Origin of the sequence: Streptomyces sp. NPDC090798, from assembly GCF_044768965.1 — a bacterium.
GTDB lineage: Bacteria > Actinomycetota > Actinomycetes > Streptomycetales > Streptomycetaceae > Streptomyces.
Genome location: NZ_JBIVXA010000009.1, coordinates 109,432 through 135,686, shown reverse-complemented (window position 1 = coordinate 135,686; position 26,255 = coordinate 109,432). Strand labels below are relative to the sequence as shown.

Below are 26,255 nucleotides of genomic sequence, written 5' to 3'. Positions count from 1 at the left end.
CGCGCTCCCTTCCCGGCTTGAGGTGGGCCAGGAAAACGAAAAACCTCTCGCGGGTGCGAGAGGTCTGCGCGCGGGTCGAGGACGACGATGTCCGCCCGTACGTGGTGGTACGTGGCGGTCACTGCGGACCGGCGCGCCTGCTGCCAATAATCATGGCGAACGAGAGCACGGGGGCAGTCTGGCACATACCGCCCCCGCGCTCACGGGTTGTCTCAGGATGCGAGCCGCGCCTTGGGCTCCGAGGAGGGTTCCTGGCCGGGGCCGGCCCGGTTGAGGTCCAGGTCGCGGGTCTCCCGCATGGTGACGTAGACCACCAGCGACACCGCCGCGCAGCCTGCCACGTACCAGGAGAAACCGGACTCGATGCCCGCGTCCTTGAACCACAGGGCGACGTATTCGGCCGTACCGCCGAAGAGGGCGTTGGCGATGGCGTACGGGAGCGCGACGCCCAGGGCGCGGATGCCGGTCGGGAACAGCTCCGCCTTCACACAGGCGTTGATGGAGGTGTAGCCGGTGACCACCACCAGGGCCAGCAGGGCCAGGCCGAGGGCGGGCCAGAAGCTGCCCGCGTGCCGCAGCATCGTCATGATCGGAACCGTCAGGAACGTCGAGCCCACCGCGAAGGTGATGAGCAGCGGGCGACGGCCGACGCGGTCGGAGAGGCGGCCCGCGAGCGGCTGGAGGCAGGCGAAGACGATCAGCGCGGTGAAGGAGACGAGGGTCGCGGTCTCCTTGGGCAGGCCCGCCGAGTTGGAGAGGTACTTCGTCAGGTAGGTGGTGTACGTGTAGTAGGCGACCGTGCCGCCCATCGTGAGCGCGATGACCAGGAAGGCCTCCCTACGGTGCTGCCACAGGGCGCGCATCGTGCCGCGCTCCTCGCCGGACGCGGCCTCCTCGTACACCTCGGTCTCCAGCATCGTGCGCCGCAGATAGAAGACGACGGCGGCGCCGAGCGCGCCCACGATGAAGGGGATGCGCCAGCCCCAGCTGTGCAGCGCGTCGTCGGACAGGGTGCGCTGGAGGATGATCTGCAGGCCGAGGCCGAGGATCTGGCCCGCGGTCATCGACACGTACTGGAAGCTGGAGGCGAAGCCGCGCCGCTCGGGGGCGGAGGCCTCGGTGAGGTAGGTGGCGCTGGCCGCGTACTCGCCGCCCACCGAGAGCCCTTGCAGCAGGCGGGCGACGAGCAGGACGACCGCGCCGCCGTAGCCCGCCACCGCGTAGGTCGGTGCGAAGGCGATGAGGAGCGCCGACAGCGACATCAGGGTGACGGTCAGCGTCAGGGCGGTCTTGCGGCCTCTGCGGTCGGCGACCCGGCCGAGCAGCCAGCCGCCGACCGGGCGCATGAAGAAGCCGACCGCGAAGATGCCCGCGGTGTTCATGAGCTGGGCGGTGGGGTTGTCGTCGGGGAAGAAGGCTCCGGCGAAGTAGGTGGCGAAGCTCGCGTACACGAACCAGTCGAACCACTCCACCATGTTGCCCGCCGAGCCGACCCAGATCTTCTTCCAGTGCTCTCGTCCCGTGAGTGCCATGAGCCGTAACGTGCCCGCTGATCACGGCCGCGACAAGGGCGCCTCACGTTTTGTTCATTGCGTTCATCACGTTCGCCCTCACGGCGGACGCCGCGTCGGACGGTACGGCCGCCCCGGTGAGCGCGAGCGGGCCGAGTGACGGTCAGCTCAGGGATTCGTCCAGAAACTCCCTTACGTGGCGCAGGATCTGTGCTCTGTCCGTGCCGCGCAGTCCGATCGCCACATGGATGGAGAAGCCGTCGAGGAGGGCCCGCAGCCGGGCGGCGCAGCGGTCCGGGTCGACCGGCCGGAACTCGCCGCGCGAGACACCCTCGGCGAGCAGCGCGACCAGGTCGCGGTGCCAGGCGCCTTCGATGGCGACCTGCCGCTCGCGGGCGTCGTCGTCGGCGTTCTGTGAGCGGTTCCAGACCTCCAGCCAGAGCGTCCAGTGCGGGTCGCGGTGGCCGTCGGGGACGTACAGGTCGACGTACGCGTCGAGCCGCTCACGGGCGCTGCCCCGCGCGGCGAGCAACCGGCCGCGCTCGGCGCCGAGCCGCCCCTCGCTCCACTCCAGGGTCTGCAGCAGCAGTTCGTCCTTGGAGTGGAAGTAGTAGAGGAGGTGACCGCTGCTCATGCCGACCTCGCGGCCGAGCGCCGCCATGGTGAGCTTCTCCAGACCACACTCGGCGATCATGTCCATGGCTGCGGCCAGCACGTCCTCGCGCGGAGGCGCGTTCTTCCTCCGCGGCGTGCTGTCCCCTGCCACGTGCGACTCCTGGTTCAGATCCTCGGCTGCTGCTGGGTGATGCAGTGGATGCCACCGCCTCCGGCAAAGATCGTACGTGCGTCCACCAGTGTCACCGTCCGCTCGGGGAAGAGCCGTCGGAAGATGCCGGCCGCGAGCTCGTCGCGCGGGTCGTCGAAGCCGCACAGGACCACGCCGCCGTTGCAGAGGTAGTGGTTGATGTAGGAGTAGTCGGCCCAGTGGCCGTCGGCCTCCAGGACCGTCGGGGCCTGGACCTCGACGATCTCCAGGCGGCGCCCGCGCGCGTCGGTCGCGGCCTTGAGCAGGCCGGTGACCTCCTTGGTCACCTCGTGGTCAGGGTGCGCAGGGTCCGGCTGGGAGTGCGCGACCACGACTCCGGGGCGGGCGAAGGCGGCCACGATGTCGACATGGCCGAGCGTGCCGAAGCCGTACGGGGGGTAGTCGCCGGTCAGCCCGCGCGGCAGCCAGATCGCCTTGCGGGTGCCGAGGTGGGCGTGGATCTCCGCCTCCACCTGCTCGCGCGTCCAGTCGGGGTTGCGCTCGGGGCCGAGTTGCACGGTCTCGGTCAGGAGCACGGTTCCCTCGCCGTCGACATGGATCGCGCCGCCCTCGTTGACCAGCTTCGAGGCGTACGTCTTCGCCCCCGCGAGGTCCGAGACATACGTGCCGATCTTGGCGTCGTGCTCCCAGCGGGCCCAGTCCTGGGCGCCCCAGCCGTTGAACGTCCAGTCCACGGCGGCCAGTTCGCCGTTCCCGTTGGTGAGGAAGGTGGGGCCGATGTCACGCATCCAGGCGTCGTCGAGTTCGCGTTCGACGGTGTCGATGTCCGGGCCGAGCAGCGCCCGGGCCGCCTGCGACTGGCCCGGCCCGCACACGACCGTCACCGGTTCGAACCGGCGGATCGCGCGCGCCACCGCCGCCCAGGCCGCGCGCGCCTCGGCGAGGTCGTCGGGGTTGTCGAAGGTGGGGTTGGGGCCCGGCCACGCCATCCAGGTGCGCTCGTGCGGGGTCCACTCGGCGGGCATGCGGAAACCGTCGGCGGCAGGAGTCATGACGTGCACCTTCATCACAGGAAGTAGAGACGGTTGAGGGAGACCGAGTCGGCCGGCTCGGAGCGCAGCGGGTCGCCGTCGAGGGTGACCAGGCCGGTGCGCTGGTCCACGTCGACGGATCCCGTACGGGAGTTGAGGCGCAGGTCGGCGGGCCCGATCCCGCGGGTGCCGCGCACGGCGACCCGGCGTCGGCGCGTCGGCATGAGGTCGTTGCCCTGGTCGAGCGCGGCCTGGGCGACGAAGGCGACCGAGATCTCGGCGGGCGTCGCGCCGTGCGCCCCGAACTGCGGCCCCAGGACGAGGGGTTCGCAGGTGTCGGTGGCGGCGTTCGGGTCGCCGACGACGCCGTACGCCGGGAAGCCGGACTTGAGGACGAGCTGCGGCTTGGCGCCGAAGAACTCCGGGCGCCACAGGACGATGTCGGCGAGCTTGCCGACCTCGATGGAGCCGACCTCGTGGGCGAGCCCGTGGGCGATGGCGGGGTTGATGGTGAGCTTGGCCATGTAGCGCAGGACGCGCTCGTTGTCGTGGTCCACGTCCGCCGGGGCGCCGCGCTCGGCCTTCATCTTTCCGGCCATCGCGAAGGTGCGGCGCACGGTCTCGCCCGCGCGTCCCATGCCCTGCGCGTCCGAGGAGGTGATCCCGATCGCGCCCAGGTCGTGCAGCACGTCCTCGGCGCCCATGGTCCCGGCGCGGATCCGGTCGCGGGCCATGGCCGCGTCGCCGGGCAGGTCGGTCTTCAGGTCGTGGACGGAGACGATCATGCCGTAGTGCTCGGCGACCGCGTCCCGGCCGAAGGGCAGGGTGGGGTTGGTGGAGGAGCCGATGACGTTCGGGACCCCCGCCATTTTCAGGACGTTCGGCACGTGACCGCCGCCGCAGCCCTCGATGTGGAAGGCGTGGATGGTCCGGCCTTCGAGGACGCGCAGGGTGTCCTCGACCGACAGGCATTCGTTCAGCCCGTCGCTGTGCAGGGCGACCTGGACGTCGTGCTCCTCGGCGACGCGCAGCGCGGTGTCGAGGGCGCGGGTGTGGGCGCCCATGTCCTCGTGGACCTTGAAACCGCTCGCGCCGCCCTCGGCCAGGGCCTCGACGAGGGGTGCGGCGTCGGAGGACGAACCCCGGCCCAGGAAGCCGATGTTGACCGGCCAGGCGTCGAAGGCGTTGAAGGCGTGGCGCAGGGCCCAGGGCGAGTTGACGCCGACGCCCCACACCGGCCCGAACTCCTGGCCGATGATCGTGGTGACGCCGGAGGCGAGCGAGGCCTCCATGATGCGCGGTGACAGCAGGTGCACGTGGGTGTCGACGGCTCCGGCGGTGGCGATCAGCCCCTCGCCCGAGACGATCGACGTGCCCGTACCGACGACCACGTCGACCCCGTCGAGGGTGTCGGGGTTCCCGGCCCGCCCGATCGAGCAGATCCGCCCCTCGCGGATGCCGATGGAGACCTTGCGGATCCCCTGGGCCGCGTCGATCACCACCACGTTGCTGATGACGACGTCGCAGGTCTCGCGTACGGCGGCGGCCTTGAGGTGCAGTCCGTCGCGGGCGGTCTTGCCGAAGCCGGCGAGGAACTCGTCGCCGTAGCGCTGGGCGTCGGACTCGACGCGGATGGTCAGTCCGGAGTCACCGAGGCGGACACGGTCGCCGGCGCGGGGGCCGTGGGTGGCCGCGTACTCGTAAGGATTCATCGCCGCTCGGCTCCCTCGTTCTCCCCGACGCCCCCGGCATCCCCGGCATCCCCGCTGCCCCCGCTGGCCCCGGCATTCTCAGTGCCCGTGCCCCCGGCCCCGAGGTATCCGCAGGCGGCGGCCCTGCGCAGGGCCTCTTCCCTGGCTCCGGGCGCGTCCAGCGGCCCGTCGACCAGGCCCGCGAAGCCGATGGCGATCCGCTCACCGCCGATGGGCAGCAGCCCGACCTCGATGCTCTCCCCCGGTCCGAAGCGCACGGAGGACCCGGCGGGGACTGCGAGCCGCATCCCGTAGGCCGCCGCCCGCGGGAAGTCGAGCCGCGGGTTGGTCTCGAAGAAGTGGAAGTGCGAGGTGACGGAGACGGGCACGGTCGCGGTGTTGGTGACCGTCAGCCGGACGACCGCGGCGGGCTCGGCGTGCGCCGGCCCCGGCAGCAGCGCGCCCGGCGCCCGCTCCCCCAGTCCGCCCCCGAGGGGGTCGCTGACCACCGCGAGCCGGGACCCGTCGTCGAAGACGGCCTCGACATGCACCTCGGTGACGACATCGGCGACGCCCGGCAGGACGTCGTCCGGGCCGAGCACCGCCCGGGCCGCGGCGATCGCTTCGGCGAGCCGGCGCCCGTCCCGGGCCGCCTCGCACACGGTGTCCGCGATGAGGGCGGTCGCCTCGGGGACGTTCAGCCTGAGGCCCCGGGCCCGGCGGGCACGGGCCAGCTCGGCGGCCCCGAAGAGCAGCAGCCGGTCACGTTCCGTGGGGGTCAGTCTCATGTCCGGGCACCTCCTTGCCTTCCTCGATTTAGAGCACCACTCTAAACGCGAGATTCATGGAACGGAAACATTGACATCCAGAATCTGGTCACAGACATTGAACGTCGTTCTAACTAATTGAACGTCGCTCTAACTCTCAGGCGGCCGTCGAAGGAGACCAGCCATGCCGATCGAACAGCGCGGAGTCGACACCATCCCCGACGAGGAACGGACCAGCGGGCCGGGCGACCTCGTCTCGATCCTGCTGGGGTCGAACCTCTGTCTGGGCGTGATCATCTTCGGCTGGCTGCCACCCTCCTTCGGGCTCGACTGGTGGTCGTCGGTGAGCGCGATCGTGGCGGGCACGGTGATCGGCACGGCGCTCACCGCGCCGCTCGCGCTGGTGTCCCTGCGCACGGCGACGAACCTCTCCACCTCCTCCGGCGCCCAGTTCGGTGTGCGCGGACGGCTGGTCGGCTCGGTCGTCGGCCTGCTGCTGGCCCTCGGCTACACCGCGCTGACCGTCTGGATCGGCGGCGATGTGATGGTGAGCGTGCTCGGCCGCCTGTTCGGGCTGCCGGCGAACGGGCTGTCGTACGCCTTCGTGTACGCCGTCCTCGCCGCCGCCACCGTCGCGGGCGCGGTGTACGGCTACCGTGTGCTGCTCGCGATGTCCCGGGTCCTCGCGGTCGGCATGACCGCGCTCCTCGCGCTCGGTGTGCTCGCCTACGCGCCGCACTTCACCACCGCCGCGCTTCCGGAGACCGGCGGCTATCTGCTGGGCTCCTTCTGGCCGACCTGGCTGCTGGCGGCGGTCGCGGCGGGCCTGTCCGGACCGATCGCGTTCATCACCCTGCTCGGCGACTACACGCGCTACATCTCTCCATCCAGGCACTCCTCCCGTACGGTCCTGCACGCCACCTGGCTGGGCCTGATCGCCGGGCTGCTGGTCCCGCAGCTCTTCGGCACCTTCACGGCGTACGCCGCCCGCGCGGCCCTCGACTACGCGGGGCCGCTGGTCTCCGCCTCCCCCACCTGGTACCTGGTCCCGCTGCTGCTCGCCGCCTCCGCCGGGTCGGTCGGCAACGCGGGCCTGATGCTGTACTCCATGGGCCTGGACCTGGACGCGATCCTGCCGAAGGCCTCGCGCGCCCGGGCCACGCTCACGGTCGCCGTCGTCGCCACCGTCTGTGTCTTCGTCGGCCACTACGCCTGGAACGCGCAGTCCGCGATGACGTCCTTCGTCCTTCTCCTGACCGCCATCGGCACCCCGTGGGCGGTGATCACCCTCATCGGCTTCGCCCGCTGCCGCGGAATCTACGACCCGGACGCCCTCCAGGTCTTCAACCGCCGCTCCCGGGGCGGGATCTACTGGTACCGCGCCGGCTGGAACGTCCAGGCGACGGTCGCCTGGGCACTGGGCGCGTTCGCCGGCCTCCTCGCCGTCTCCCTCCCGTCGTACCAGGGACCGCTGCTGTCCCTCACCGGTGGGGTGGACTGCAGCTTCGTCCTGTCGGGGATGGTGGGCGCGCTCGTGTACCTGGTGCTGTGCCCGAGGGCGGCCTCGGACACAGCCGGCTCGGAGTCCGACCAAACGGAGGTCGGTGTTACAGCAGGCCCACCGTGCTGAACATCGGCAGGAGCAGGGCCAGGGTGCCCGCGAACGCCACAGCTGCGGAGGTGATGACAGTGGTGGCTGTGGTTTCGTCCTCCTGGACCTTCAGGAGGGCCGCGGCAAGCGCTACGACCAGGGAGGACAGGATGGCGATCAGGAGCCAGGCGACGGTTGTTCCGGCCTGGGCCGGCAAGGTGTTCACGGCGGCGTCCTTCCGGGAGGTGAGGGGATCAAGTCGGTCAGCAGGACGGCGGGACGACCGTGGTCCTCTCGCCGGGCGGGCGTCATACCGGGTCGAGGCCGGGTAGGAACCGGCTCTCGCCGAAAGCGGGCTTCAGGTCGCTGAACCAGGTGGCGTTCTCGTCGTACGCGGCGAAGAACGGGCGGCCCACCAGCTCCGGGTCGCGGGCCTGGATGAGGTGGAGCACGAAGACCTTCTCGCCGGCCACCTCCGTGATCCCGTCCACGCACACCTTGCCCGGCATGGCCGACATGACCGGGCCGCGCACGGTCCGCGCGAGGCCGGACACCTGGGCGTAGGCGTCGCGGAAGATCTGGTGAGCGCGGGCGAGCGGCACCCCGAAGTAGCCCTGCGGGCCGGTGTCCCGCTCCACGAACTGGTAGTACGGCACCGCCCCCAACGCGGTCGTCTCGTTCCACAGCCCGGCCCATGCCTCGGCACTGTCGTTGATGCCCCTGACCAGCGGCCCCTGGCAGCGGATCACGGCACCCGTGTCACGCACCCGGCGCATCGCCTCGCGCACCACCGGGGGCCGCAGCTCCTGGGGATGGGTGAAGTGGGCCATCAGCGCGAGGTGGCGCCCGCTCGCGACGACCTTCTCGAACAGGCGCAGCACGTCGTCGGCGTCACGGTCGGTGAGGAAACGGTACGGCCAGAAGGCGAGCGACTTGGTGCCGATGCGGATCGACTGGACCGACTCGATCTCCAGGAGCGGTTCGACGTAGCGGCGCAGCACCTCGGTGCTCATCACCATCGGGTCGCCACCCGTGACGAGGGCGCTGGTGACCTCCGGGTGGGCGCGCAGATAGGCGGATGTGGTGGCGATGTCGTCGGTGGCGATGCGCAGGTCGGACTCGCCGACGAACTGGGGCCAGCGGAAGCAGTACGTGCAGTAGGCGTGGCAGGTCTGGCCCTGGCGGGGGAAGATCAGCACCGTTTCCGGGTACTTGTGCTGGAGGCCGGTGAGGCGCCGCCCCTCGTACACGGGGACGTTGGCGTCCAGCTGGCCGGAGGGATGCGGGTTGAGCTTCATCCGGATCTCGTGGGCCGCGCGCAGGACGTCGGCCTTCGGGGCGTCCCGCGCCAGCAGCTCCGCCATCAGCTTGAGGTCGGGCTCGGGCAGCATCTCGGCCTGCGGGAACGTCAGCCGGAAGATCGGGTCGTCGGGCACGGCCGTCCAGTCGATCAACTCGTCGACCACGTAGGCGTTCGTACGGAACGGCAGGACGGCCGCCACCGCCCGCAGGGCGAGTCGCCCGGCGGGCGGCAGGGACACGCGCCGCAGCAGGCCGTCCAGGTCACGGGGCGTGAAGGCGCGAAAGCGGGGGCTCGGGTGCAAGGACCTGGAGCTGGTGTCCGGAGATCGGAGGCTCAGGTGCGCGGAGCCGGGTCTCGCGGGCTGAGCGGGGTGGAGCGCTGAACTCATGTGTGCCGGGGCCTCTATTCCCTGACCAGGACCGACGGCCGCAACTCGACGAAGGCGGCCGCCGACGCATCGTACTTCTCCGCGAAGTGCTGCATGAGCAGCCCGTGCAGCTCGCTCTCGTCGTCCACGACGATCAGCTCGTGCGCGCCGGGGGCGGTCAAGGCGTCGCTGTAGGCGGAGAGTTGGTCGAGGCGGTGGCGGGCCATGTACGACACGAGGTCGTGCCCGGCGACGTACAGGCAGTCGTCCACGTAGACGAAGCGACAGCTGAACGCCCGGCGGCCGTCGGTCGCGTCGACCAGGGTCAGCGGCAGACGGGTGAACCGCTCCATCGGCTTGCTCTGCTGCCACAGCTCGTCGAAGCGCTGTTCGACGAAGGTGCCGAGCGGGGAGCGGACGGCGACTTCGAGCTGGACACCTTCGCCGGAGAGGCGCCCGACGGTGAGGAAGGAGACCAGGGAGCGCTCGTCCCAGCGGTAGAGGGTCACGCCGGGGGACGTGGAGCAGAGGCGTACTTCGAGGAGCTGGCGGGAGTTCTCGTCGAGCCGGAGCGCGAACCGGTCCAGCGTGCGCAGGTTGCGCATGATGTCGCGGCGGATGTCGGCGCTCTGCTCGCCCAGTTCACGGCCGCGCAGGATGACCGCGAGGGAGTCGGGGTCGAGGAGGAGGATCTGCACGCGGGCGCCGTGCCCGGTGGCCGCCTTGATGCCGCGGAAGAGACGCTCGGAGAACTGCGGGCCGAACACGTTGGAGAAGGTGTCGAGGACCTTCACGTTCGAGGTCGCGCCGTTGACCTGGGCGCTGAACCACTCGTAGTCCAGCCGGGTGTGTTCGCGGACCCGGCCCTCCTGGGCACGGCTGATCAGCGGGCCGATCACGAAGACGGTGACGACGACGCCGACGATGTCGGTGCCGAGATTGAGGGTGAGGTTCTCCTCGTAGTTGTCCATCCGCGAGCTGCTCCAGAGGAGGAGGGCTGCGACGGCGGCGAGCAGGACGAGGACCGTGAGGCTCTGGGGGCGGCGTGGGGTGCGTAGGGTGCGCAGCAGCCGGCGCAGTCGTGGTATCGGCGACCCTGCGCTCACCTGCGCTCCCTCGGTGGCCGTACGGGCACACGGGAGGGCGGCACACTCCCCCCGTGGAGTCTGTGGAAACTGTGGATACCCGTGTCACGGAGCCGCTACGCGTCGAACGAACCGCCGGTCCCCGCACTCCTGTTGGGGAGAGGGGGACCGGCGGGAGGCGTGGGATGCAGTGGACCGACGGGCGCGAGGGTCGCGAGGGTCGCGAGGGTCGCGAGGAACGTCCTAGCCCAGCGGGTGCATCCAGCCGTGCTTGTCCTCGCTGATGCCGCGCTGGATGTCGAGAAGCGCCTCGCGCAGCTTCAGGGTGACCTCGCCGGGCTCACCGCCGGACTGCTGCCACTCCGTGCCGGTGCGCTTGACCGTGCCGACGGGGGTGATGACCGCGGCCGTGCCGCAGGCGAAGACCTCCGTCAGGGTGCCGTTCTCCGCGTCGCGCTGCCACTGGTCGATGGAGACACGGCCCTCCTCGGCGGTGTGGCCGAGGTCGCGGGCGACGGCGAGGAGCGAGTCGCGGGTGACGCCCTCCAGGATGGAGCCGGTGAGCGACGGAGTGATGATCTTGTCCCCGTACACGAAGTACAGGTTCATACCGCCGAGCTCCTCGATCCACTTGTGCTCGACCGCGTCGAGGTAGCAGACCTGGTCGCAGCCCTTCGCCGCGGCCTCGGCCTGGGCGAGAAGGGAGGCCGCGTAGTTGCCGCCGGTCTTGGCGTCGCCCATGCCGCCGGGGACGGCGCGCACACGGTCCTCGGAGAGCCAGATCGACACCGGCTTCACACCACCCGCGAAGTACGCGCCCGCCGGGGAGGCGATGACGAGGAAGAGGTACTCGTTGGCGGGCTTCACACCCAGGCCGACCTCGGTCGCGATCATGAAGGGGCGCAGATAGAGGGACTCCTCGCCGCCGTGGGCGGGGACCCAGTCCCTGTCCTGCTGGACCAGCACGTCACAGGCCTCGATGAACGTCTCCACGGGCAGCTCCGGCATGCCGAGCCGACGGGCGGAGGCCTGGAAGCGCCGGGCGTTCTTGTCCGGGCGGAAGGTGGCGACGGAGCCGTCGGGCTGACGGTAGGCCTTGAGTCCCTCGAAGATCTCCTGCGCGTAGTGCAGGGTCATGTTCGCGGGGTCGAGGGAGAGCGGGCCGTACGGAACGAGCTGGCCGTCGTGCCAGCCGCGGCCCTCGGTCCACTTGATCATCACCATGTGATCGGTGAAGTGGCGGCCGAACCCGGGGTTGGCGAGGATCGCCTCGCGCTCCGCCGCGGAGCGGGGCTGCGAAGAGGGCTTGAGCTCGATCGTGGGCGTCGTCATGTGGTTGTCCTTCACCGGTTGTGTGTGACGGGCCGCGCTCACGCCCGCACTGCCAGTGGCCAGTACTAGGACGTCCGAGCATTCCCTCATTCCCGCGGCTCCGCGTTCGATTATCGCGCGCGCGAAGCCCTGGACGAAACGGGGTGAACATGGCCCGGGGGTTGCCCAGGGGTTGTTGATGGTGGCACCCGGCGAGGGCATGGCGAAAGCCGCCGGGTGCGGACGCGACCCGGCGGCTCCTACGGAAGGTAAGTGGCGGTGGGGGTCACCCCACGCCCTTAAGGCAGTGGAGGAGGGTCAGCCGGCTACTCGTACGGCGAGCGCGTCGCCGATTTCCTCGGTGCTGCGGGCGGGCTTGCCCACGCGCTCGGCGAGGTCGGCCGAGACGGCGTCCTCGATGCGGGCGGCCTCGGCCTCGTAGCCGAGGTGGCGCAGCAGAAGGGCGACGGACAGGACGGTGGCGCTGGGGTCGGCCTTGCCCTGGCCCGCGATGTCGGGCGCCGAGCCGTGCACGGGCTCGAACATCGAGGGGAACTCGCCGGAGGGGTTGATGTTCCCGCTCGCGGCGACGCCGATGCCGCCGGAGACGGCCGCGGCGAGGTCGGTGATGATGTCGCCGAAGAGGTTGTCGGTGACGATCACGTCGAAGCGCGCCGGGTCGGTGACGAGGTAGATCGTCGCGGCGTCCACGTGGATGTAGTCCGTGGTGACCTCGGGGAACTCCTCGGCCACCTTGTTGAAGACGTTCGTCCAGAGGTGACCCGCGAAGGTCAGCACGTTGTTCTTGTGGACCAGCGTCAGCTTCTTGCGCGGGCGGGCCTGCGCGCGGGCGAAGGCGTCACGGACGACACGCTCGACACCGAAGGCCGTGTTGACGGAGACCTCGGTGGCGACCTCGTGCTCGGTGCCCTTGCGGATCGTGCCGCCGTTGCCCGTGTACGGGCCCTCGGTGCCCTCGCGGACCACGACGAAGTCGATCTCCGGCTGGCCGGCCAGCGGGGTGGCGACACCCGGAAGGAGCTTCGACGGACGCAGGTTGACGTGGTGGTCGAAGGCGAAGCGGAGCTTGAGCAGGAAGCCGCGCTCCAGGACGCCGGACGGGACCGAGGGGTCGCCGATCGCGCCGAGCAGGATCGCGTCGTGCTGCTTGAGGGCATCGAGGTCGGCCTCGGTGAGGGTCTCACCGGTGGCCCGGTAGCGCTTGGCCCCGAAGTCGAACTCCTTGGTCTCCAGCTTCACATCCTGCGGAAGGACGGCGGAGAGCACCTTCAGCCCCTGGGCCACGACCTCCTGGCCGATGCCGTCACCGGGGATCACTGCGAGATTGATGCTGCGAGACATGAAGGCACCGTACTCCGTGTCCCATGGAATGACACGAGGTGTCCGCCATCCGGACATCGTCGGGGTGTCGCGAATCGTTTCTTCGACCTGCGTTCACTCCTGCGTATGGCGGGCGTTGGGACTTGCTGGGAAGTTCACCGTCATGGACCTTCCCGACTTCGGCATTCCGCAGCAGCTCGCGAGCCGGATGAGCATGGCGGAGCAGTACGAGTACCTGCGCACGAGGCTCACGCGGCGCCGCGCCCTGGTGACGGCGGGCGCGTTCGCGGGCGGCGGGCTGCTGGCCGGCTGCTCCTCCCCGTCAGGGACGGTGAGGCACGGCTCCGCCCCGGGCAGGAGCGTCACGGGACAGGTGCACGGTTCCGTCGTCACTCCCTTCGGCCGCCATCTCGCCTTCGGCGCCGACCCGAAGACCCAGATGCGGGTCTCCTGGCAGGTGCCGCTCGCGGTCCGCAGGCCGTATCTGCGGGTGGGCACGCATCCCGGACAGCTGAGCCGGAAGGTCGGGGCCGAGGTCCGCGCCCTGCACACGCCGGGGGTCACGGGCGTACGGCCGGCACTGGAGCAGTACTACGTGCACGCGGCCCTGGACGGTCTGCGGCCCGGCACGACGTACTACTACGGCGTCGGCCACGACGGCTTCGACCCGGGCTCACCGGCGCACAGGTCGACCGTCGGCTCCTTCCGCACGGCGCCCGCGCACCCGGAGAAGTTCGTCTTCACCGCCTTCGGCGACCAGGGCGTCAGCTCGGCCGCGCTCGCCAACGACAAGGTGCTGCTGCGCCAGAAGCCCGCCTTCCATCTCCACGCGGGTGACATCTGCTACGCGGACGGGACGGGACAGGGCAAGAAGTCGGACGGGTTCGACCCCGGGTACTGGGACCTGTTCCTGAAGCAGACGGAGCCGGTGGCGAAGTCGGTGCCGTGGATGGTGACGACCGGCAACCACGACATGGAGGCCTGGTACTCGCCGGACGGGTACGGCGGCCAGGCGGCCCGTTTCTCCCTCCCGGACAGCGGCTTCGACCCCCGGACGTCACCGGGCGTCTACTCCTTCACGTACGGCAACGTCGGCATCGTGGCACTGGACGCGAACGACGTGTCGTACGAGATTCCCGCCAACCAGGGCTACACGGGCGGCAAGCAGACGAAGTGGCTGGACAGGAAGCTGGGCGAGCTGCGCTCCTCGGCGGCGGTGGACTTCGTCGTGGTCTTCTTCCACCACTGCGCCTATTCGACGTCCGCGCACGCCTCCGACGGCGGGGTGCGCGCGGCGTGGCTGCCGCTGTTCACCAAGCACCAGGTGGACCTGGTGATCAACGGTCACAACCACGTGTACGAGCGGACGGACGCCGTCAAGAAGGGCGCGGTGGGCCGTTCGGTGCCGGTGGGCGGCTCGACGGATCCGACGCGGGACGGGATCGTCTACGTCACCGCGGGCGGCGGCGGCAAGGATCTGTACGGCTTCCCCTCGGGCGTGAAGGACAGCTACGAGGGGCACGTCGGCCGCCACGAGTCCGTGAGCAGCTTCCACTGGACCAAGTCGCAGGACCAGCAGCGCGAGACGGTGGAGTGGTCCCGGGTACGGTACGCCGGCTTCTCCTTCCTCTCGGTGGAGGCGGAGGCGGGCCCGGCGCCCCAGCTCAGGGTCTCGGCGCTCGCGGAGAGCGGCAGGCGCATCGACCACTTCGAGGTGCGGCGCGGTGGCTGAGCGCACGGCGGCGGCTCAGCACTCCGAGGTGCGGCGCGGGGTGTGAACCCCGCGCCGCACCCCGTGCGGGTGCGGCTCCCGGCATGGGGTGGTGCGGGCGGGTCAGTGACCCGTCTCGCCGCCGTTGTCCCTGCGGTCGAGGGCGCGCTGGAGGGCGGCGGCCGCGTTCTTGCGGTCGGACTCGCTGGTGCGGGACACGTGGCGGACTCGGCGGACGGTCGTCTCGGCCATGATGGATCGACTCCTTGCCTCCGGAAAGCGGCCCGGAACGGACCACCGGAAGTGCGGTTGGGAGGGATACGAGACTCCCCCACTGCCTCAAGGGCGTGGGCGGGGCCCCCAGGGCCGGGGAGCGGTGCCGCAGGGGTTGCCTGCCAGGGGCACCGGCTCACGACCGCCATTCGCTTGGTCTAGCGAGACGTTCGGCTCCTACAAAACTAAGTCAGGAAGGAGCATCTGTCTCCACAGTTAGTCGGACTTCCTACTATCTGAGACGGTGGATTGGGTCACACGGCCCTGACCTGGGACAACAGTTCGCGCGGCATCGCCCGCCGCGGGGTGCAGCCGCAGGGCGCCCGCCGTCGGAACGAGACACAGCACGCCGAGCACCACGAACGCGACGGCGTACGCCGAGCGCGTCCCGTCCGTCAGCGCCGCGCCCGCGCGCAGCGCCACGGCGGTGACGGCCACGCCGAGCCCCGCGGCCAGTTGGTGGGAGGTCGCGAAGAGGGCGTTGGCGTCGCGCAGCCGCTCCGGCGGGGTCTCGCTGAAGGCGATGGTCGCGTAGCCGCTGAGGCCGACCGAACGGGCGACACCGGAGAGCACCGCGACGACCGCGATCACCGCGACCGGCGTGCCCCGCGTGAACAGCGCGCAGGCCGTGGTGGTGACCGCGAGCCCGAGCGTGGAGACGATCAGCAGCGGACGGAAGCCGAAGCGGTTGATCAGATACGTCGTCGCGGGCTTGACCCCGATGTTCCCGACGAAGACGAACAGCACCACGGCGCCCGACTTCACCGCGCTCCAGCCGAACACCTCCTGGAAGAGCAGCGGGAGGAGAAAGGGGAGGGCGGCGACGACCGCCATGTAGAGCGAGCCGTCGAGCGCCGACGCGCGGAAGGACTGGACGTCCAGGGTGCGGAGGTTGACCAGCGGGTGCGGGGTGCGCAGCAGATGCCGTACGGCCGCGGTGAGCGCCGCGGCGGCGATCGCGCCGACCGCCACCACCTGCGCGGCAGATCCTCCGGTCGGGTCGGAGAGCAGGTGCGCGGTCCAGGTCAGGGCGGCGAGACCGGTACAGGTGAGCAGGGTGCCGGCGAGGTCCAGCGGGGGCGTCTCGTCCCGCGGGGCCGGTGCGATGAGGCGGTGCGCGACGAGCAGGGCGACCACGCCGAGGGGCACGTTCAGCAGGAAGATCCAGTGCCAGGAGGCGTACGTGGTGATCAGGCCCCCGAGCAGGGGCGCGAGCACCGGGGCGACGAGGCCGGGCCACACGATGTACGCGACCATGCGCGGCAGTTCCCGCTTGGCGGTGCCGGTCAGGACGACCAGCCGGCCGACCGGCACCATCATGGCGCCGCCGACGCCCTGCAGCACACGGGTGCCGACGAGCACACCGAGGTTGGGGGCGAACGCGCACGCCAGGGAGGCGAGGGTGAAGACCGTGATCGCGGTGAGGAAGACCCGGCGTGGGCCGAAGCGGGCGGTGAGCCAGCCGGAGAGGGGGATGAGAACGGCGAGGGTGACGAGGTAGGCGGTGATGACCAGGCCCACGGAAGTGGGGGCGGTGTGCAGGTCCCGGGCTATCTGCGGGACCGCGGTCGACACGATCGTGCCGTCCAGCATCTCCATGAAGAAGCAGCCCGCCACGAGGAGCGCGGTCGCGGTGCCGCGCCGGTGAGAATCCGTCATGGGTCCAGGTTCGGGGCACCCATTGCTGCACACAAGGTCCGATTCCTTCACGTAGCCTTGCGTCTCATGCAGCATTCAGCGCATGCGTCGTCCGGGTCCGGGCTGGCCGCTCCCCTCCCCGACATGAACCTCCTGCCCGCCCTCGACGCCCTGCTGCGCGCGGGCAGCGTGGCGGGCGCGGCGGCCGAAGTGAACGTCTCCCCCTCGGCGATGAGCCGCACCCTGGGCCGGCTGCGCCGGGTGGTCGGCGACCCGCTCCTCGTCCCGTCGGGGCGGGGCCTGACCCTGACGCCCCGCGCGCGGGAGATGCAGCCGCGGGTGCAGACGGCGCTGGCGGGCGCGGTGGCGGCGCTGCGACCGCCGGCCGATGTCGAACTCTCCTCCCTGCGAAGGGAGTTCAGAATCCGCACCAACGACGGGATCGCCCTGTCCCTCGGCGCCCCGCTGCTGGAGCTGGTGGCCCGCGAGGCACCCGGCGTACGGCTGCGACTGCTGCCCGAGGGCGAGGAGGACCCGGCGGATCTGCGTACCCATGTCGATCTGGACGTGGGCGAGTTGCCGGACCCGCTGCCGCACGATGTGCGCGCCTCGACGCTGTACGAACACCGGATGGTGGCAGTGGCGCGGGCCGGCGCGGAGTTCGCGCGCGAGCCGCTGACGCCGGAGCGGTTCGCCGCGCTGCCGCACATCACGATGACACGGCGCGGCCGGGCGCACAGCGTGGTGGACGAACACCTCGCCGGGCTCGGCCTGCGCCGCGACGTCCTGGCCACCGCCCCCAACTACGGGGCGGCCTGCTTCCTCGTTCTGCGCACCGACGCCCTGGCGCTCGTCCCGGCGGAGGTCGCGAGGGAGGCGGAGCGCTGGATGCCGCTGGTGGTGCTGGAGGTTCCGCTGGACCTGCCGAGGATGTCGTCGGGCCAGGCGTGGCACGTACGGCTCGACATGGATCCGGCGCACCGGTGGCTGCGGGGGGCGCTGGCGCGGGTGGCGGAAGAGGTCGGGTGCGTCGTCGACGCGTCCGGGTGAGGCCGACGGTCTCAGCACGCCCCCGTCGGACGTCAACGGCACCTACGCGGGCGCCCACGTGACGCTTGCCGCGGACTCGTCGACGTACGGGCTGAGTCTCTGGAACGACGAGCCGATCCTGACGACCGGCCCGCTCACCACCCCCCGGCGTCCCGGGGGCCGCGCAGGAGGACTACGCGGACTACGCGGTCGAGCGCGCCGACCGATCCCGTCGAGCGCGAGAAGTGGCGCCTTCCACGCCGACGCGTTGGGGCGGCTACTGACGGGTGATCCGGGCCGCTCGGCGGTCCTCGCGCGCCGGTGGGCCGTACGACCTGCGAGAACTGACCCACCGTGGCGGCCCGCCCCTCCCCTTCCCCCGAGCGGGTCGGGGGAGCCGCTCGTGCCCGACGACCGCCGACGGCACGGCGGCGGATCGCCCACACGACTGATCCTCCGCGCGGCATGCGACATCGGGCTCCGCCAGGGGGAACGGTGACGTCATGAGCGACACGACCAAAGCACTGCTCGAGGGCGGCCCGGATGATCTGCCCGAGCGGATCGTCCCGGGGCCGCCCCCTGGAACGGACGTGAAGATCGAGTTGCGCGGTGGATACGAACACTTCAGGGCGACCCCACGGCACGCGGACACGCCCGAGGGCAGGCTGCCCGTGTACGAGTGGTGGGAGCGGACGGAGTTCGCCGGGTGACGCCACGTCCGCCGCGGCGAGGGGCGGCGGATCACGGCAACGCCGCCGTCACCGCCTCCCTGAAGCCCCTCGGGTCCTCGGCCCACGGCAGGTGCCCGGCCTCCGGCAGGATCACCCGGCGTACCCGGGGCAGCGCCTTTTCCAGTGAGTCGACCGCCGAGCGCGGCCGGATGTCGAGCGCCCCGTCGACGACGACCACGGGCAGGTCGAGTTTCCGGCAGGCGGCGTAGAGCTCCGGGGTGCCCCAGGTCGTTCTCCGCTCGGCGTTGAAGGCCTTGTTGCACTCGGTGTTGATGTCGAACCAGGGCTCGGCCATCCGCCCGGCAAGCTCCAGGTCCCGCTCGCGGTCCACGAACTCGGCGGACCACTGCAGCACCGCATGCTCCCGCTCCTCCGCCTCGGAGCGCTCCGGACGGCCCGTCAGCTCGCGCCAGCGGGCCAGGCGTTCGGGGCGCTCTCCAAGCCGGGCGACGAGGTTCGCCTTGAAGCCGTCGAACCAGTCGCCGTCGGGTCCGATCCCCGTACCGCTCACATAGACCAGCGCGCTCACCCGCTCGGGATGGGCCAGCGCATAGCTCAGCACCAGCTGTGCGCCCCACGAGTGGCCGAGCAGCGTCATCCGCTCCAGCCCGAAGTGCCGCCGTACGGCCTCCAGGTCGGCGACGAACCGCTCGCTCGTCCAGGGCCCCGCGCACCGCTCCGACCGTCCGCAACCGCGCTGGTCCCAGCGGTGGACGGCGGCCCCGTCCCCCAGTGGTCCGGCCACGTCCTCGAACATGTCCCACAGGCCGGGGCCGCCGTGGCACAGCACGAGCGGGGCGCCTTCACCCGACCGCTCCGCCCACAGACGTACTCCGTCGTCGGTCTCGACCGTCTCACTTCGCGTCCGGGCCATGGGGAGATTCTGCCCGGAGACGCCCGAGACACCCGGACATGGAGACGGGCCGGGAAGCCCGCTCGGAGGTCGGGCTTCCCGGCCCGGGTTCGGAAGGGCTGATCAGCCCATGTGCGGGTACGTGTAGTCGGTCGGCGGGACCAGCGTCTCCTTGATGGCGCGGGTCAGCGTCCAGCGCATCAGGTTCTGCGGGGCGCCCGCCTTGTCGTTGGTGCCGGAGGAACGGCCGCCGCCGAAGGGCTGCTGGCCGACGACCGCGCCGGTCGACTTGTCGTTGATGTAGAAGTTGCCCGCGGCGTAGCGGAGCTTCTCCATCGTGTACGCGGCGGCCGCACGGTCGCCCGAGACGACCGAGCCGGTCAGCGCGTAGTCGGACGCCGACTCCATCTGGGTCAGCATCTCGTCGTAGCTCTCGGCCGAGCTGTCGTCGTACACGTGCACGGCGAGGAACGGGCCGAAGTACTCCGTCTTGAAGACCTCGTTCTCCGGGTCGGAGCACTCCACGACGGTCGGGCGCACGAAGTAGCCGACCGAGTCGTCGTACGAGCCGCCCGCGACGATCGTGCAGGTCGGGTCGGTCTTCGCCCGGTCGATCGCCGCCTTGTTCTTGGCGAACGCGCGCTCGTCGATGACCGCGCCCACGAAGTTCGCGAGGTCGGTGACGTCACCCATGGTCAGGTAGTCGACCTCGGCCGCGAACTCCTCCTTGAACCCGGAGTTCCAGATGGACGCCGGGATGTACGCGCGGGAGGTGGCCGAGCACTTCTGGCCCTGGTACTCGAAGGCACCACGGGTCAGGGCGGTCTTCAGGACCGCGCGGTCGGCGCTGGGGTGCGCGACCAGGAAGTCCTTGCCGCCGGTCTCGCCGACCAGGCGCGGGTACGAGCGGTACTTCTCGATGTTGTTGCCGACCGTCTTCCACAGGTACTGGAAGGTCTTGGTCGACCCGGTGAAGTGGATGCCCGCGAGATCGCGGTGCTCCAGGGCGACCTTGGAGACCTCGATGCCGTCTCCGGTGACGAGGTTGATGACGCCCTTGGGGAGACCGGCCTCCTCCAGGAGCCGCATGAGCAGCACGGCGGCGTGGGTCTGCGTCGGGGACGGCTTCCAGACGACGACGTTGCCCATCAGCGCGGGCGCGGTCGGCAGGTTGCCCGCGATCGCCGAGAAGTTGAACGGCGTGATCGCGTAGACGAAGCCTTCGAGCGGGCGGTGGTCGAGGCGGTTCCAGACGCCCGGCGAGTTGGCCGGGGGCTGCTCGGCGAGGATCTGGCGGGCGTAGGCGACGTTGAAGCGCCAGAAGTCGACGAGCTCGCAGGGGCAGTCGATCTCGGCCTGCTGGGCGGTCTTCGACTGGCCGAGCATGGTGGAGGCGGCCAGCGTCTCGCGCCAGGGGCCGGCCAGCAGCTCGGCGGCGCGCAGGATGATCGCGGCGCGGTCGTCGAAGGACATCGCGCGCCAGGCCGGCGCGGCGGCGAGGGCCGCGTCGATGGCGTCCTGCGCGTCCTGCTGGGTGGCGTGCGCGCCGGTGCCGATGACGGCCTTGTGGTTGTGCGGCTGCACGACCTCGAAGCGCTCACCGCCGCCGAGCCGCTTCTCGCCGCCGATGGTCATCGGCAGCTCGATCGGGTTCTCCGCCAGCTCCTTGAGCTTGGCCTCCAGGCGGGCGCGCTCGGGCGAACCGGGGGCGTAGCCGTGCACCGGCTCGTTGACGGGGGTGGGGACCTGGGTCACAGCGTCCATGGTTTCCGTAACTCCTTTATGAGCGGGTGGTTCGGGCTCGGCCCGTGGTTCAGCCCTTGGTCAGAATGCTGCGAACGAAGAAGAGGAGGTTGGCCGGCTTCTCGGCGAGGCGGCGCATGAAGTAGCCGTACCAGTCGGTGCCGTACGCGGTGTACACCCGCATGCGGTGGCCCTCGGCGGCGAGCCGCAGGTGCTCCTCGCCGCGGATGCCGTACAGCATCTGGAACTCGTACTCGTCCAGCTTGCGCCCGGCCTTGCGCGCCAGTTCCTGCGCGATGGAGATGAGGCGCGGGTCGTGGGACCCGATCATCGGGTACCCCTCGCCCTCCATGAGGATGCGCAGGACGCGGACGTACGCCTTGTCGGTCTCGGCCTTGTCCTGGTAGGCGACCTCGGCGGGCTCCTTGTAGGCGCCCTTCACCAGGCGGACGCGGCTGCCGCTCGCGGCGAGGCGGCGGGCGTCGGCCTCGGTGCGGTACAGGTAGGCCTGGATGACGCAGCCGGTCCCCGGGAAGTCCTTCCGCAGCTCCTCGTGGATGGCGAACATCGAGTCGAGGGTGGTGTGGTCCTCGGCGTCCAGGGTGACGGTGGTGCCGATGGCGGCGGCGGCCTCGACGACGGGGCGCACGTTAGCGAGGGCCAGCTCGTGGCCGCCCTCCAGCGCCTGGCCGAACATCGACAGCTTGATCGACATCTCGGCCTTGGTGCCGAGGTCCAGCTCCTTCAGGTGCTCGATGAGCTCCAGGTACGCGTCCCGGGCGGCGAAGGCCTGCTCGCGGGTGGTGATGTCCTCGCCGACGACGTCGAGGGTGACTTCCAACCCCTTGGCGACGGCGTCCTGGACGACCGGAACGACCTGGTCGACGCTCTCACCGGCGATGAAGCGGGCGACGACCTGCTTGGTGCCGGGGGCCGCCGACACGAAACGGCGCATCCGGTCGCTGCGCGACGCGGCGAGAATCACGGGACCCAGCACGGGGCACCTCCACAACAAGGCGAGCAGAAGGCCGTATCCCGACCATTCGGGTACGGCACGGAGAACCACCGTGAAACCTAAGGATCCCTCCGATCCTGAGCCATCGACAGCTGTCACGCATCCGTGCCCTGGATCTCAGACAGATGTATGAAGGGCTGCGGAATTGCGGGAGAATGCCCGGGTGAGCGACGAACACAGGGATCACAGAGAGCCCCGGGATCACCGGGAGCACCGAGATCACCGTGGCGACCACGGCGGCTATCAGGAGCTGGTCGACGAGATCTCGGCGCTCCTCGGTGTGCCCGCGACGCTGGAGAACCGGGACTTCGAGCTGATCGCCTTCGGCGCCTACGACAGCGAGGGCGAGCTCGACCCGTCGGCCCTGGACCCCGTACGGACCCGCTCGATCCTCACCCGCCGCTCCACGACGGCGGTCCGTACCTGGTTCGAGGGCTTCGGCATCACACGCGCGACGGCCCCCGTGCACATCCCGCCCACCCCGGAGGCGGGCGTGTACCGGGGCCGGATCTGCCTGCCGGTACGCCATCGGGGTGTCGTCCTCGGCTACGTCTGGCTGCTGGAGGACGACCCCGGCCCGTCCGAGGCGCAGCTCTCCGCGGCGATGGAGGTCGCCGCCCGCATCGGCGACCTGCTCGCGGACGAGGCGCAGGCGGGCGCGGACCTCACCCGCGAGCTGCGCGCGGTCCTCACCGCCGAGCGCGGCTGGCAGCGGGACATGGCGGTGGCCGAGCTGCGCACCGCTCTCGGCCCGCGCGGCGACGGCCTGCACGCGGTGGTGTGCGTCGCGCCCTGGCCCTCCGCCGACCCGGACGACGCCCCTTCGGTCCGTACGGTGCCGGGCGCGACCGCGCTGTGCACGGTGCCGTGGGGGGCCACCGGCCAGAGCCTGGCCCTCCTCGTACGCCTGCGCTCGGCGGACGTACTGACTCCGGCGCTCACGGCGGCGACACGCTTCGTACGGGAGGCGGACGGGGAGCGCGGGGGCGGGCAGGCAGCGGCGAAGGGTGCCGGGACGACCGTGGCCGCCGGAGTCGCCGGGGCCCGGGTGGGCCTCGCCGAACTGGGGGCGGCCTGGCAGGAGGCGTCCGCCGCCGCCCGCGCGGTCCTCGCGGAGCCCCGCCTCGGTCCGGTGGCCGAGTGGGCCTCCATCGGCCCGTTCCGCCTCCTCACGGCCCTGCCCCCGGAGGCGGCCCGCGACCCGGCCGTCCGCACCCTCCTCTCCCCCGCGCACCGCGAACTCGCCCGCACCGCCGAGGTGTTCCTGGACTGCGCGGGCCAGGCGGGGCGTACGGCGGGGGAGTTGGGCATCCACCGGCAGACCCTCTACTACCGCCTGTCCCGCGTCGAGCAGCTGACCGGCCTCGACCTGGACGACGGCGAGGACCGCCTGCTGCTGCACATGGCGTTGAAGGGGGCGCGACTGTGATGCCCGCGCGCGGCGATCAGCCGTGGGGTGTGCCGTCGAAACGCTCGCCGCGGGCTCGGGCGACGGTGCGCCGCGCAAGGAGTAGGGGGACCCGGAATATCCACATCTCAGCAGAAGGTGACCATCGGTCAGGCGGAGGCGCGTCGGCTCGCTCTGTCACGGCAGTGGCTCGGAGCGGGCGCGCCACGCTGCCCTCCCCCTTCGGCAACCTCGTGGGCGACCGGCGCCAGACCGAACGAAGGTGGGGCTTCGCCTTCCGCAACGAGATGTACGTGCCCAAGGCCAAACGGGAGTACGGCTACTGGTGGAACCCGGCCGCGAGACCCGTCAGCCGGGCCTCCGGGGCGTGTGCGGCGAGGGCCATGACCAGGGCCGTACGCCGCGCCGCGCACGTCGTGCGCATGCGCCGCCACGGCGGTGACCGGCGGTCCCGTCGCGGTCCTCACCGGGGTCGCGCTCTTCGCTCATCCCGGCGTACCGCGATGCGCGAGCCTCGCTCCCGCTGCGCGCCGGGTGACGTCTCAGCCCCGTGAGCCGGCCGCCCCCTCGATCACCCGTCGCAGCCCCTCCGTGAGGTCGTCCGCCGTGGAGGCGCTCGCCGGGTCGAAGAGCCACTGCACCATCAGACCGTTGAGCAGCGCCTGGTAGAAGCCGCCGAGGGACTGGACGGTGCGCTCGTCGAGCGTCTCCTCGTCCAGACCCGTGAGCATCGCGACGAGCCCGGACCGTCCCTCGATCTGCGCCTTCGCCATGAGGTCCCGCAGCTGCGGCACCCGCTCCCCCTGCGTCACGATCTCCATGCTGGCCGCCCACACGGGCTTGAAGTCCTCGAAGGACTCCAGCATCCGCGCCCACACGTCGTGGAACCGCTCCACGGACCCCCCGGGCGCGTCCTCGCGCCCCTGGTGGAGGGCGAACTTCTCGCCCCAGTCCTGCACGAGCTCCACGAAGGCCTGGGTCAGGAGCGCGTCCTTCGACCCGTAGTGGTAGCCGATGGACGCCAGGTTCGTCCCGGACTCCTTCACGATGTCGCGCGCGGTGGTGCGCACGAACCCCTTCTCCAACAGGCAGCGCTTGGCGCCTTCGAGCAGATCCTCACGGTGTCCCATGCCGGTCAGCGTACTCCCGATACAGACAACCGTCCCAGACGCTCGTTCTAAACAAACGTACTAGACAACCGTTTAAGACGTCCGTACAGTCCCCGTCATGACGAACTCGAAGCACTCGACGAGCACCACCCCCGCACCCGGCGGAGGCCTCGCCGGCCGCCGCGAATGGACCGCCCTCGGCGTCCTGATGCTTCCGCTGCTCCTGGTCTCGATGGACGTCTCGGTCCTGTACTTCGCGATCCCCGCGATCAGCGCGGACCTGGAGCCGAGCGGCACCCAGCAGCTGTGGATCTTCGACATCTACGCGTTCGTGCTCGCCGGACTGCTGATGACGATGGGCTCGCTCGGCGACCGCATAGGCCGCCGCAAGCTCCTCCTCCTCGGCGCCGCCGCCTTCGGCACGGCCTCGGTCATGGCCGCCTACGCCGACAGCGCCGAGATGCTGATCGCGGCCCGCGCGGTACTCGGCATCGGTGGCGCCACCCTCATGCCGTCGACGATGGCGATCATCCGCACGATGTTCACCGACCCCGGGCAGCGCGCGAAGGCGATCGGCCTGTGGTCCGGCGTCATGACCAGCGGCATCGCGCTCGGTTCGGTGATGAGCGGTGTCCTCGTCGAGTACTTCTGGTGGGGCTCGGTCTTCCTCGTCAACCTGCCCGCGATGGTGCTGCTGCTGGTACTCGGCCCCGTCCTGCTCCCCGAGTCCAAGAACCCGGAACCGGGCCGTTTCGACCTGCTCAGCGTGCCGCTGTCGATGGCCGCCGTGCTGCCCGTCATCTACGGCGTGAAGGAAATCCCGTCCGAGGGCTGGAAGTTCGAGTACGGCGCCTCGATCGTCGTCGGTCTCGTCTTCGCCGCGCTCTTCGTCCAGCGGCAGCGCACCGCCAAGTCCCCGCTGATCTCCCCCGAGTTGTTCCGGGGCCGGGGCTTCGCGGCCGCCGTCGTGCTCAACCTGGTCTCCGCGTTCGGGATGATGGGGTCGGCGTACTTCACCACGCAGTACCTGCAGTCCGTGCTCGGCAAGAGCTCCATGGAGGCCGCGCTGTGGTCACTGCTGCCGACGGTCCTGGTCGGGGTCGCCGCGCCGGTCGCCGCGCAACTGGTGCAAAAGGGCGTCCACCGCGCCCACGTCGTCTCCGGCGGCTTCGTCCTCGCCGCGTGCGGATACGGGCTGCTGGCCCTCACCGGGACCGACTCGATGTGGCTGGTCCTCGGCGGTGCCGGGGTCCTCGCCTCGGGGATCGTCACCGTGATGTCCCAGATGATGGATCTGGCGCTGGGCACCGTGCCCGTCGGCAACGCGGGCGCCGCGTCCTCGCTGCTGGAGACGGGTGCCGAGTTCGGCGGGGCGCTCGGTATGGCGGTCCTCGGCTCCATCGGTACGGCCGTCTACCGCCACGAGATTCCGTCCGGCGCCCCGGCGCCGGCCCAGGACACCCTCGGCGGGGCGCTGGCCATCGCCCACCAGTTGCCGGGCGACGCGGGGGACGCGCTGGTGCGGGCCGCGCGGGAGGCGTTCACCAGTGGGATGCAGGCGGCGGCGATCGCGGGGGCGGTGCTGTTGTTGGGGGCGGCGGTGTTGGCGTCTGTGACGTTGCGGCGGGTGCGGGTGCGGGGGGTCGGGGCCGCGGCCCCACACCCTGAACAGGCTTCCGTCTGAAACCGCCCCCACCAGGGCTACGCCCTTGGAACCCCGGCTGTGATCTTCAACTGCGGGTGGGTGGGGGCTGGTCGCGCAGTTCCCCGCGCCCCTCGGGCGGGGCTGCGCCCCGAAACCCCGCCCACCCGTAGTGCATTGCCTGCGGGACGGTGGGGGCTCGTCGCGTAGTTCCCCGCGCCCCTCGGGCGGGGCTGGTCGCGTGGTTTCTCGTGACCCTCGTAGCCTCGACCGGCGCCGGAGCGCCGGGCTTGAGGACAAGGTCGAAGGGCGAACCCCACCCACGCGACGGGCGGTGCG

General features: G+C 70.9%; 22 protein-coding genes. 6 read left to right on the top strand and 16 right to left on the bottom strand.

Translation table 11 applies throughout. The annotated features are described in order from the left end of the window. Nucleotides 1-212: 212 nt before the first annotated feature. The 5 genes from ACIQTP_RS21055 to ureA all read right to left on the bottom strand — a co-directional run bounded on the left by ACIQTP_RS21055 (nucleotide 213) and on the right by ureA (nucleotide 5,787). A complete protein-coding gene (locus ACIQTP_RS21055) occupies nucleotides 213-1,532 on the bottom strand; it encodes an MFS transporter (protein ID WP_403401736.1) in 1,320 nt (439 codons plus the stop codon). A gap of 142 nt (nucleotides 1,533-1,674) precedes the next feature. After that, the gene (locus ACIQTP_RS21050; protein WP_403402018.1) at nucleotides 1,675-2,211 is read right to left on the bottom strand and encodes a TetR/AcrR family transcriptional regulator; all 537 of its coding nucleotides are present in this window, start codon (nucleotides 2,209-2,211) and stop codon (nucleotides 1,675-1,677) included. An 80-nt stretch (nucleotides 2,212-2,291) separates the two neighbouring features. After that, nucleotides 2,292-3,329: an agmatine/peptidylarginine deiminase gene (locus ACIQTP_RS21045; protein ID WP_403401734.1), complete on the bottom strand. Its 1,038-nt coding sequence runs from the start codon at nucleotides 3,327-3,329 to the stop codon at nucleotides 2,292-2,294. Between the two features lie 14 nt (nucleotides 3,330-3,343). Next, nucleotides 3,344-5,020: an urease subunit alpha gene (locus ACIQTP_RS21040; protein ID WP_095852443.1), complete on the bottom strand. Its 1,677-nt coding sequence runs from the start codon at nucleotides 5,018-5,020 to the stop codon at nucleotides 3,344-3,346. Further along, nucleotides 5,017-5,787: an urease subunit gamma gene (gene ureA / locus ACIQTP_RS21035; protein WP_403401732.1), complete on the bottom strand. Its 771-nt coding sequence runs from the start codon at nucleotides 5,785-5,787 to the stop codon at nucleotides 5,017-5,019. The genes ACIQTP_RS21040 and ureA overlap by 4 nt, the downstream gene beginning before the upstream one ends. A 163-nt stretch (nucleotides 5,788-5,950) precedes the next feature. Between ureA and ACIQTP_RS21030 the strand changes: the two genes are divergently transcribed. Beyond that, on the top strand, nucleotides 5,951-7,396 hold the full coding sequence (locus ACIQTP_RS21030) for a cytosine permease (protein WP_403401730.1): 1,446 nt from the start codon (nucleotides 5,951-5,953) through the stop codon (nucleotides 7,394-7,396). On the opposite strand, the gene ACIQTP_RS21025 is transcribed toward ACIQTP_RS21030, so the two are convergent. From ACIQTP_RS21025 to ACIQTP_RS21005, 5 genes are all read right to left on the bottom strand, one after another. Next, nucleotides 7,374-7,583 carry a hypothetical protein gene (locus ACIQTP_RS21025; RefSeq protein WP_403401728.1) on the bottom strand — a complete coding sequence of 70 codons (210 nt, stop codon included), beginning with the start codon at nucleotides 7,581-7,583 and terminating at the stop codon, nucleotides 7,374-7,376. The two genes, ACIQTP_RS21030 and ACIQTP_RS21025, sit on opposite strands and share 23 nt — an antisense overlap. An 82-nt stretch (nucleotides 7,584-7,665) precedes the next feature. Further along, nucleotides 7,666-8,961 carry a KamA family radical SAM protein gene (locus ACIQTP_RS21020; RefSeq protein ID WP_403401726.1) on the bottom strand — a complete coding sequence of 432 codons (1,296 nt, stop codon included), beginning with the start codon at nucleotides 8,959-8,961 and terminating at the stop codon, nucleotides 7,666-7,668. A gap of 101 nt (nucleotides 8,962-9,062) precedes the next feature. Next, nucleotides 9,063-10,133 carry a hypothetical protein gene (locus ACIQTP_RS21015; RefSeq protein ID WP_403401724.1) on the bottom strand — a complete coding sequence of 357 codons (1,071 nt, stop codon included), beginning with the start codon at nucleotides 10,131-10,133 and terminating at the stop codon, nucleotides 9,063-9,065. A 222-nt stretch (nucleotides 10,134-10,355) separates the two neighbouring features. Next, nucleotides 10,356-11,444 (bottom strand): branched-chain amino acid aminotransferase, encoded by a 1,089-nt coding sequence (locus ACIQTP_RS21010; protein ID WP_403401722.1) that lies wholly within the window; start codon nucleotides 11,442-11,444, stop codon nucleotides 10,356-10,358. Between the two features lie 297 nt (nucleotides 11,445-11,741). Beyond that, nucleotides 11,742-12,785: a 3-isopropylmalate dehydrogenase gene (locus ACIQTP_RS21005; protein WP_402045826.1), complete on the bottom strand. Its 1,044-nt coding sequence runs from the start codon at nucleotides 12,783-12,785 to the stop codon at nucleotides 11,742-11,744. A gap of 142 nt (nucleotides 12,786-12,927) precedes the next feature. Between ACIQTP_RS21005 and ACIQTP_RS21000 the strand changes: the two genes are divergently transcribed. Then, on the top strand, nucleotides 12,928-14,496 hold the full coding sequence (locus ACIQTP_RS21000; RefSeq protein WP_403401720.1) for a purple acid phosphatase family protein: 1,569 nt from the start codon (nucleotides 12,928-12,930) through the stop codon (nucleotides 14,494-14,496). 102 nt (nucleotides 14,497-14,598) lie between these two features. On the opposite strand, the gene ACIQTP_RS20995 is transcribed toward ACIQTP_RS21000, so the two are convergent. Next, nucleotides 14,599-14,727 (bottom strand): hypothetical protein, encoded by a 129-nt coding sequence (locus tag ACIQTP_RS20995; RefSeq protein ID WP_097286358.1) that lies wholly within the window; start codon nucleotides 14,725-14,727, stop codon nucleotides 14,599-14,601. A 237-nt stretch (nucleotides 14,728-14,964) separates the two neighbouring features. Then, complete coding sequence (locus ACIQTP_RS20990; protein ID WP_403401718.1) at nucleotides 14,965-16,407, bottom strand: DHA2 family efflux MFS transporter permease subunit; 1,443 nt, start codon at nucleotides 16,405-16,407, stop codon at nucleotides 14,965-14,967. A 66-nt stretch (nucleotides 16,408-16,473) separates the two neighbouring features. On the opposite strand from ACIQTP_RS20990, the gene ACIQTP_RS20985 reads away from it, so the two are divergent. Then, nucleotides 16,474-17,436, top strand: coding sequence for a LysR family transcriptional regulator (locus ACIQTP_RS20985; protein ID WP_403401716.1), 963 nt, complete (start codon nucleotides 16,474-16,476; stop codon nucleotides 17,434-17,436). Between the two features lie 482 nt (nucleotides 17,437-17,918). Then, nucleotides 17,919-18,125, top strand: coding sequence for a DUF5988 family protein (locus ACIQTP_RS20980; RefSeq protein WP_402045811.1), 207 nt, complete (start codon nucleotides 17,919-17,921; stop codon nucleotides 18,123-18,125). Nucleotides 18,126-18,156: 31 nt separating this feature from the next. On the opposite strand, the gene ACIQTP_RS20975 is transcribed toward ACIQTP_RS20980, so the two are convergent. The 3 genes from ACIQTP_RS20975 to ACIQTP_RS20965 form a co-directional block, all read right to left on the bottom strand. Then, entirely contained in the window at nucleotides 18,157-19,020 is an 864-nt protein-coding gene (locus ACIQTP_RS20975) for an alpha/beta fold hydrolase (RefSeq protein WP_403401714.1), read from the bottom strand. Between the two features lie 102 nt (nucleotides 19,021-19,122). Further along, a complete protein-coding gene (gene pruA / locus ACIQTP_RS20970; protein ID WP_403401713.1) occupies nucleotides 19,123-20,763 on the bottom strand; it encodes an L-glutamate gamma-semialdehyde dehydrogenase in 1,641 nt (546 codons plus the stop codon). Nucleotides 20,764-20,812: 49 nt separating this feature from the next. Next, on the bottom strand, nucleotides 20,813-21,739 hold the full coding sequence (locus ACIQTP_RS20965) for a proline dehydrogenase family protein (protein ID WP_403401711.1): 927 nt from the start codon (nucleotides 21,737-21,739) through the stop codon (nucleotides 20,813-20,815). Nucleotides 21,740-21,902: 163 nt separating this feature from the next. On the opposite strand from ACIQTP_RS20965, the gene ACIQTP_RS20960 reads away from it, so the two are divergent. Next, nucleotides 21,903-23,186: a PucR family transcriptional regulator gene (locus tag ACIQTP_RS20960; RefSeq protein WP_403401709.1), complete on the top strand. Its 1,284-nt coding sequence runs from the start codon at nucleotides 21,903-21,905 to the stop codon at nucleotides 23,184-23,186. 521 nt (nucleotides 23,187-23,707) lie between these two features. On the opposite strand, the gene ACIQTP_RS20955 is transcribed toward ACIQTP_RS20960, so the two are convergent. Next, complete coding sequence (locus ACIQTP_RS20955) at nucleotides 23,708-24,295, bottom strand: TetR/AcrR family transcriptional regulator (protein WP_403401707.1); 588 nt, start codon at nucleotides 24,293-24,295, stop codon at nucleotides 23,708-23,710. 97 nt (nucleotides 24,296-24,392) lie between these two features. Between ACIQTP_RS20955 and ACIQTP_RS20950 the strand changes: the two genes are divergently transcribed. Further along, nucleotides 24,393-25,958 (top strand): MFS transporter, encoded by a 1,566-nt coding sequence (locus ACIQTP_RS20950; RefSeq protein WP_403401705.1) that lies wholly within the window; start codon nucleotides 24,393-24,395, stop codon nucleotides 25,956-25,958. Nucleotides 25,959-26,255: the final 297 nt, after the last annotated feature.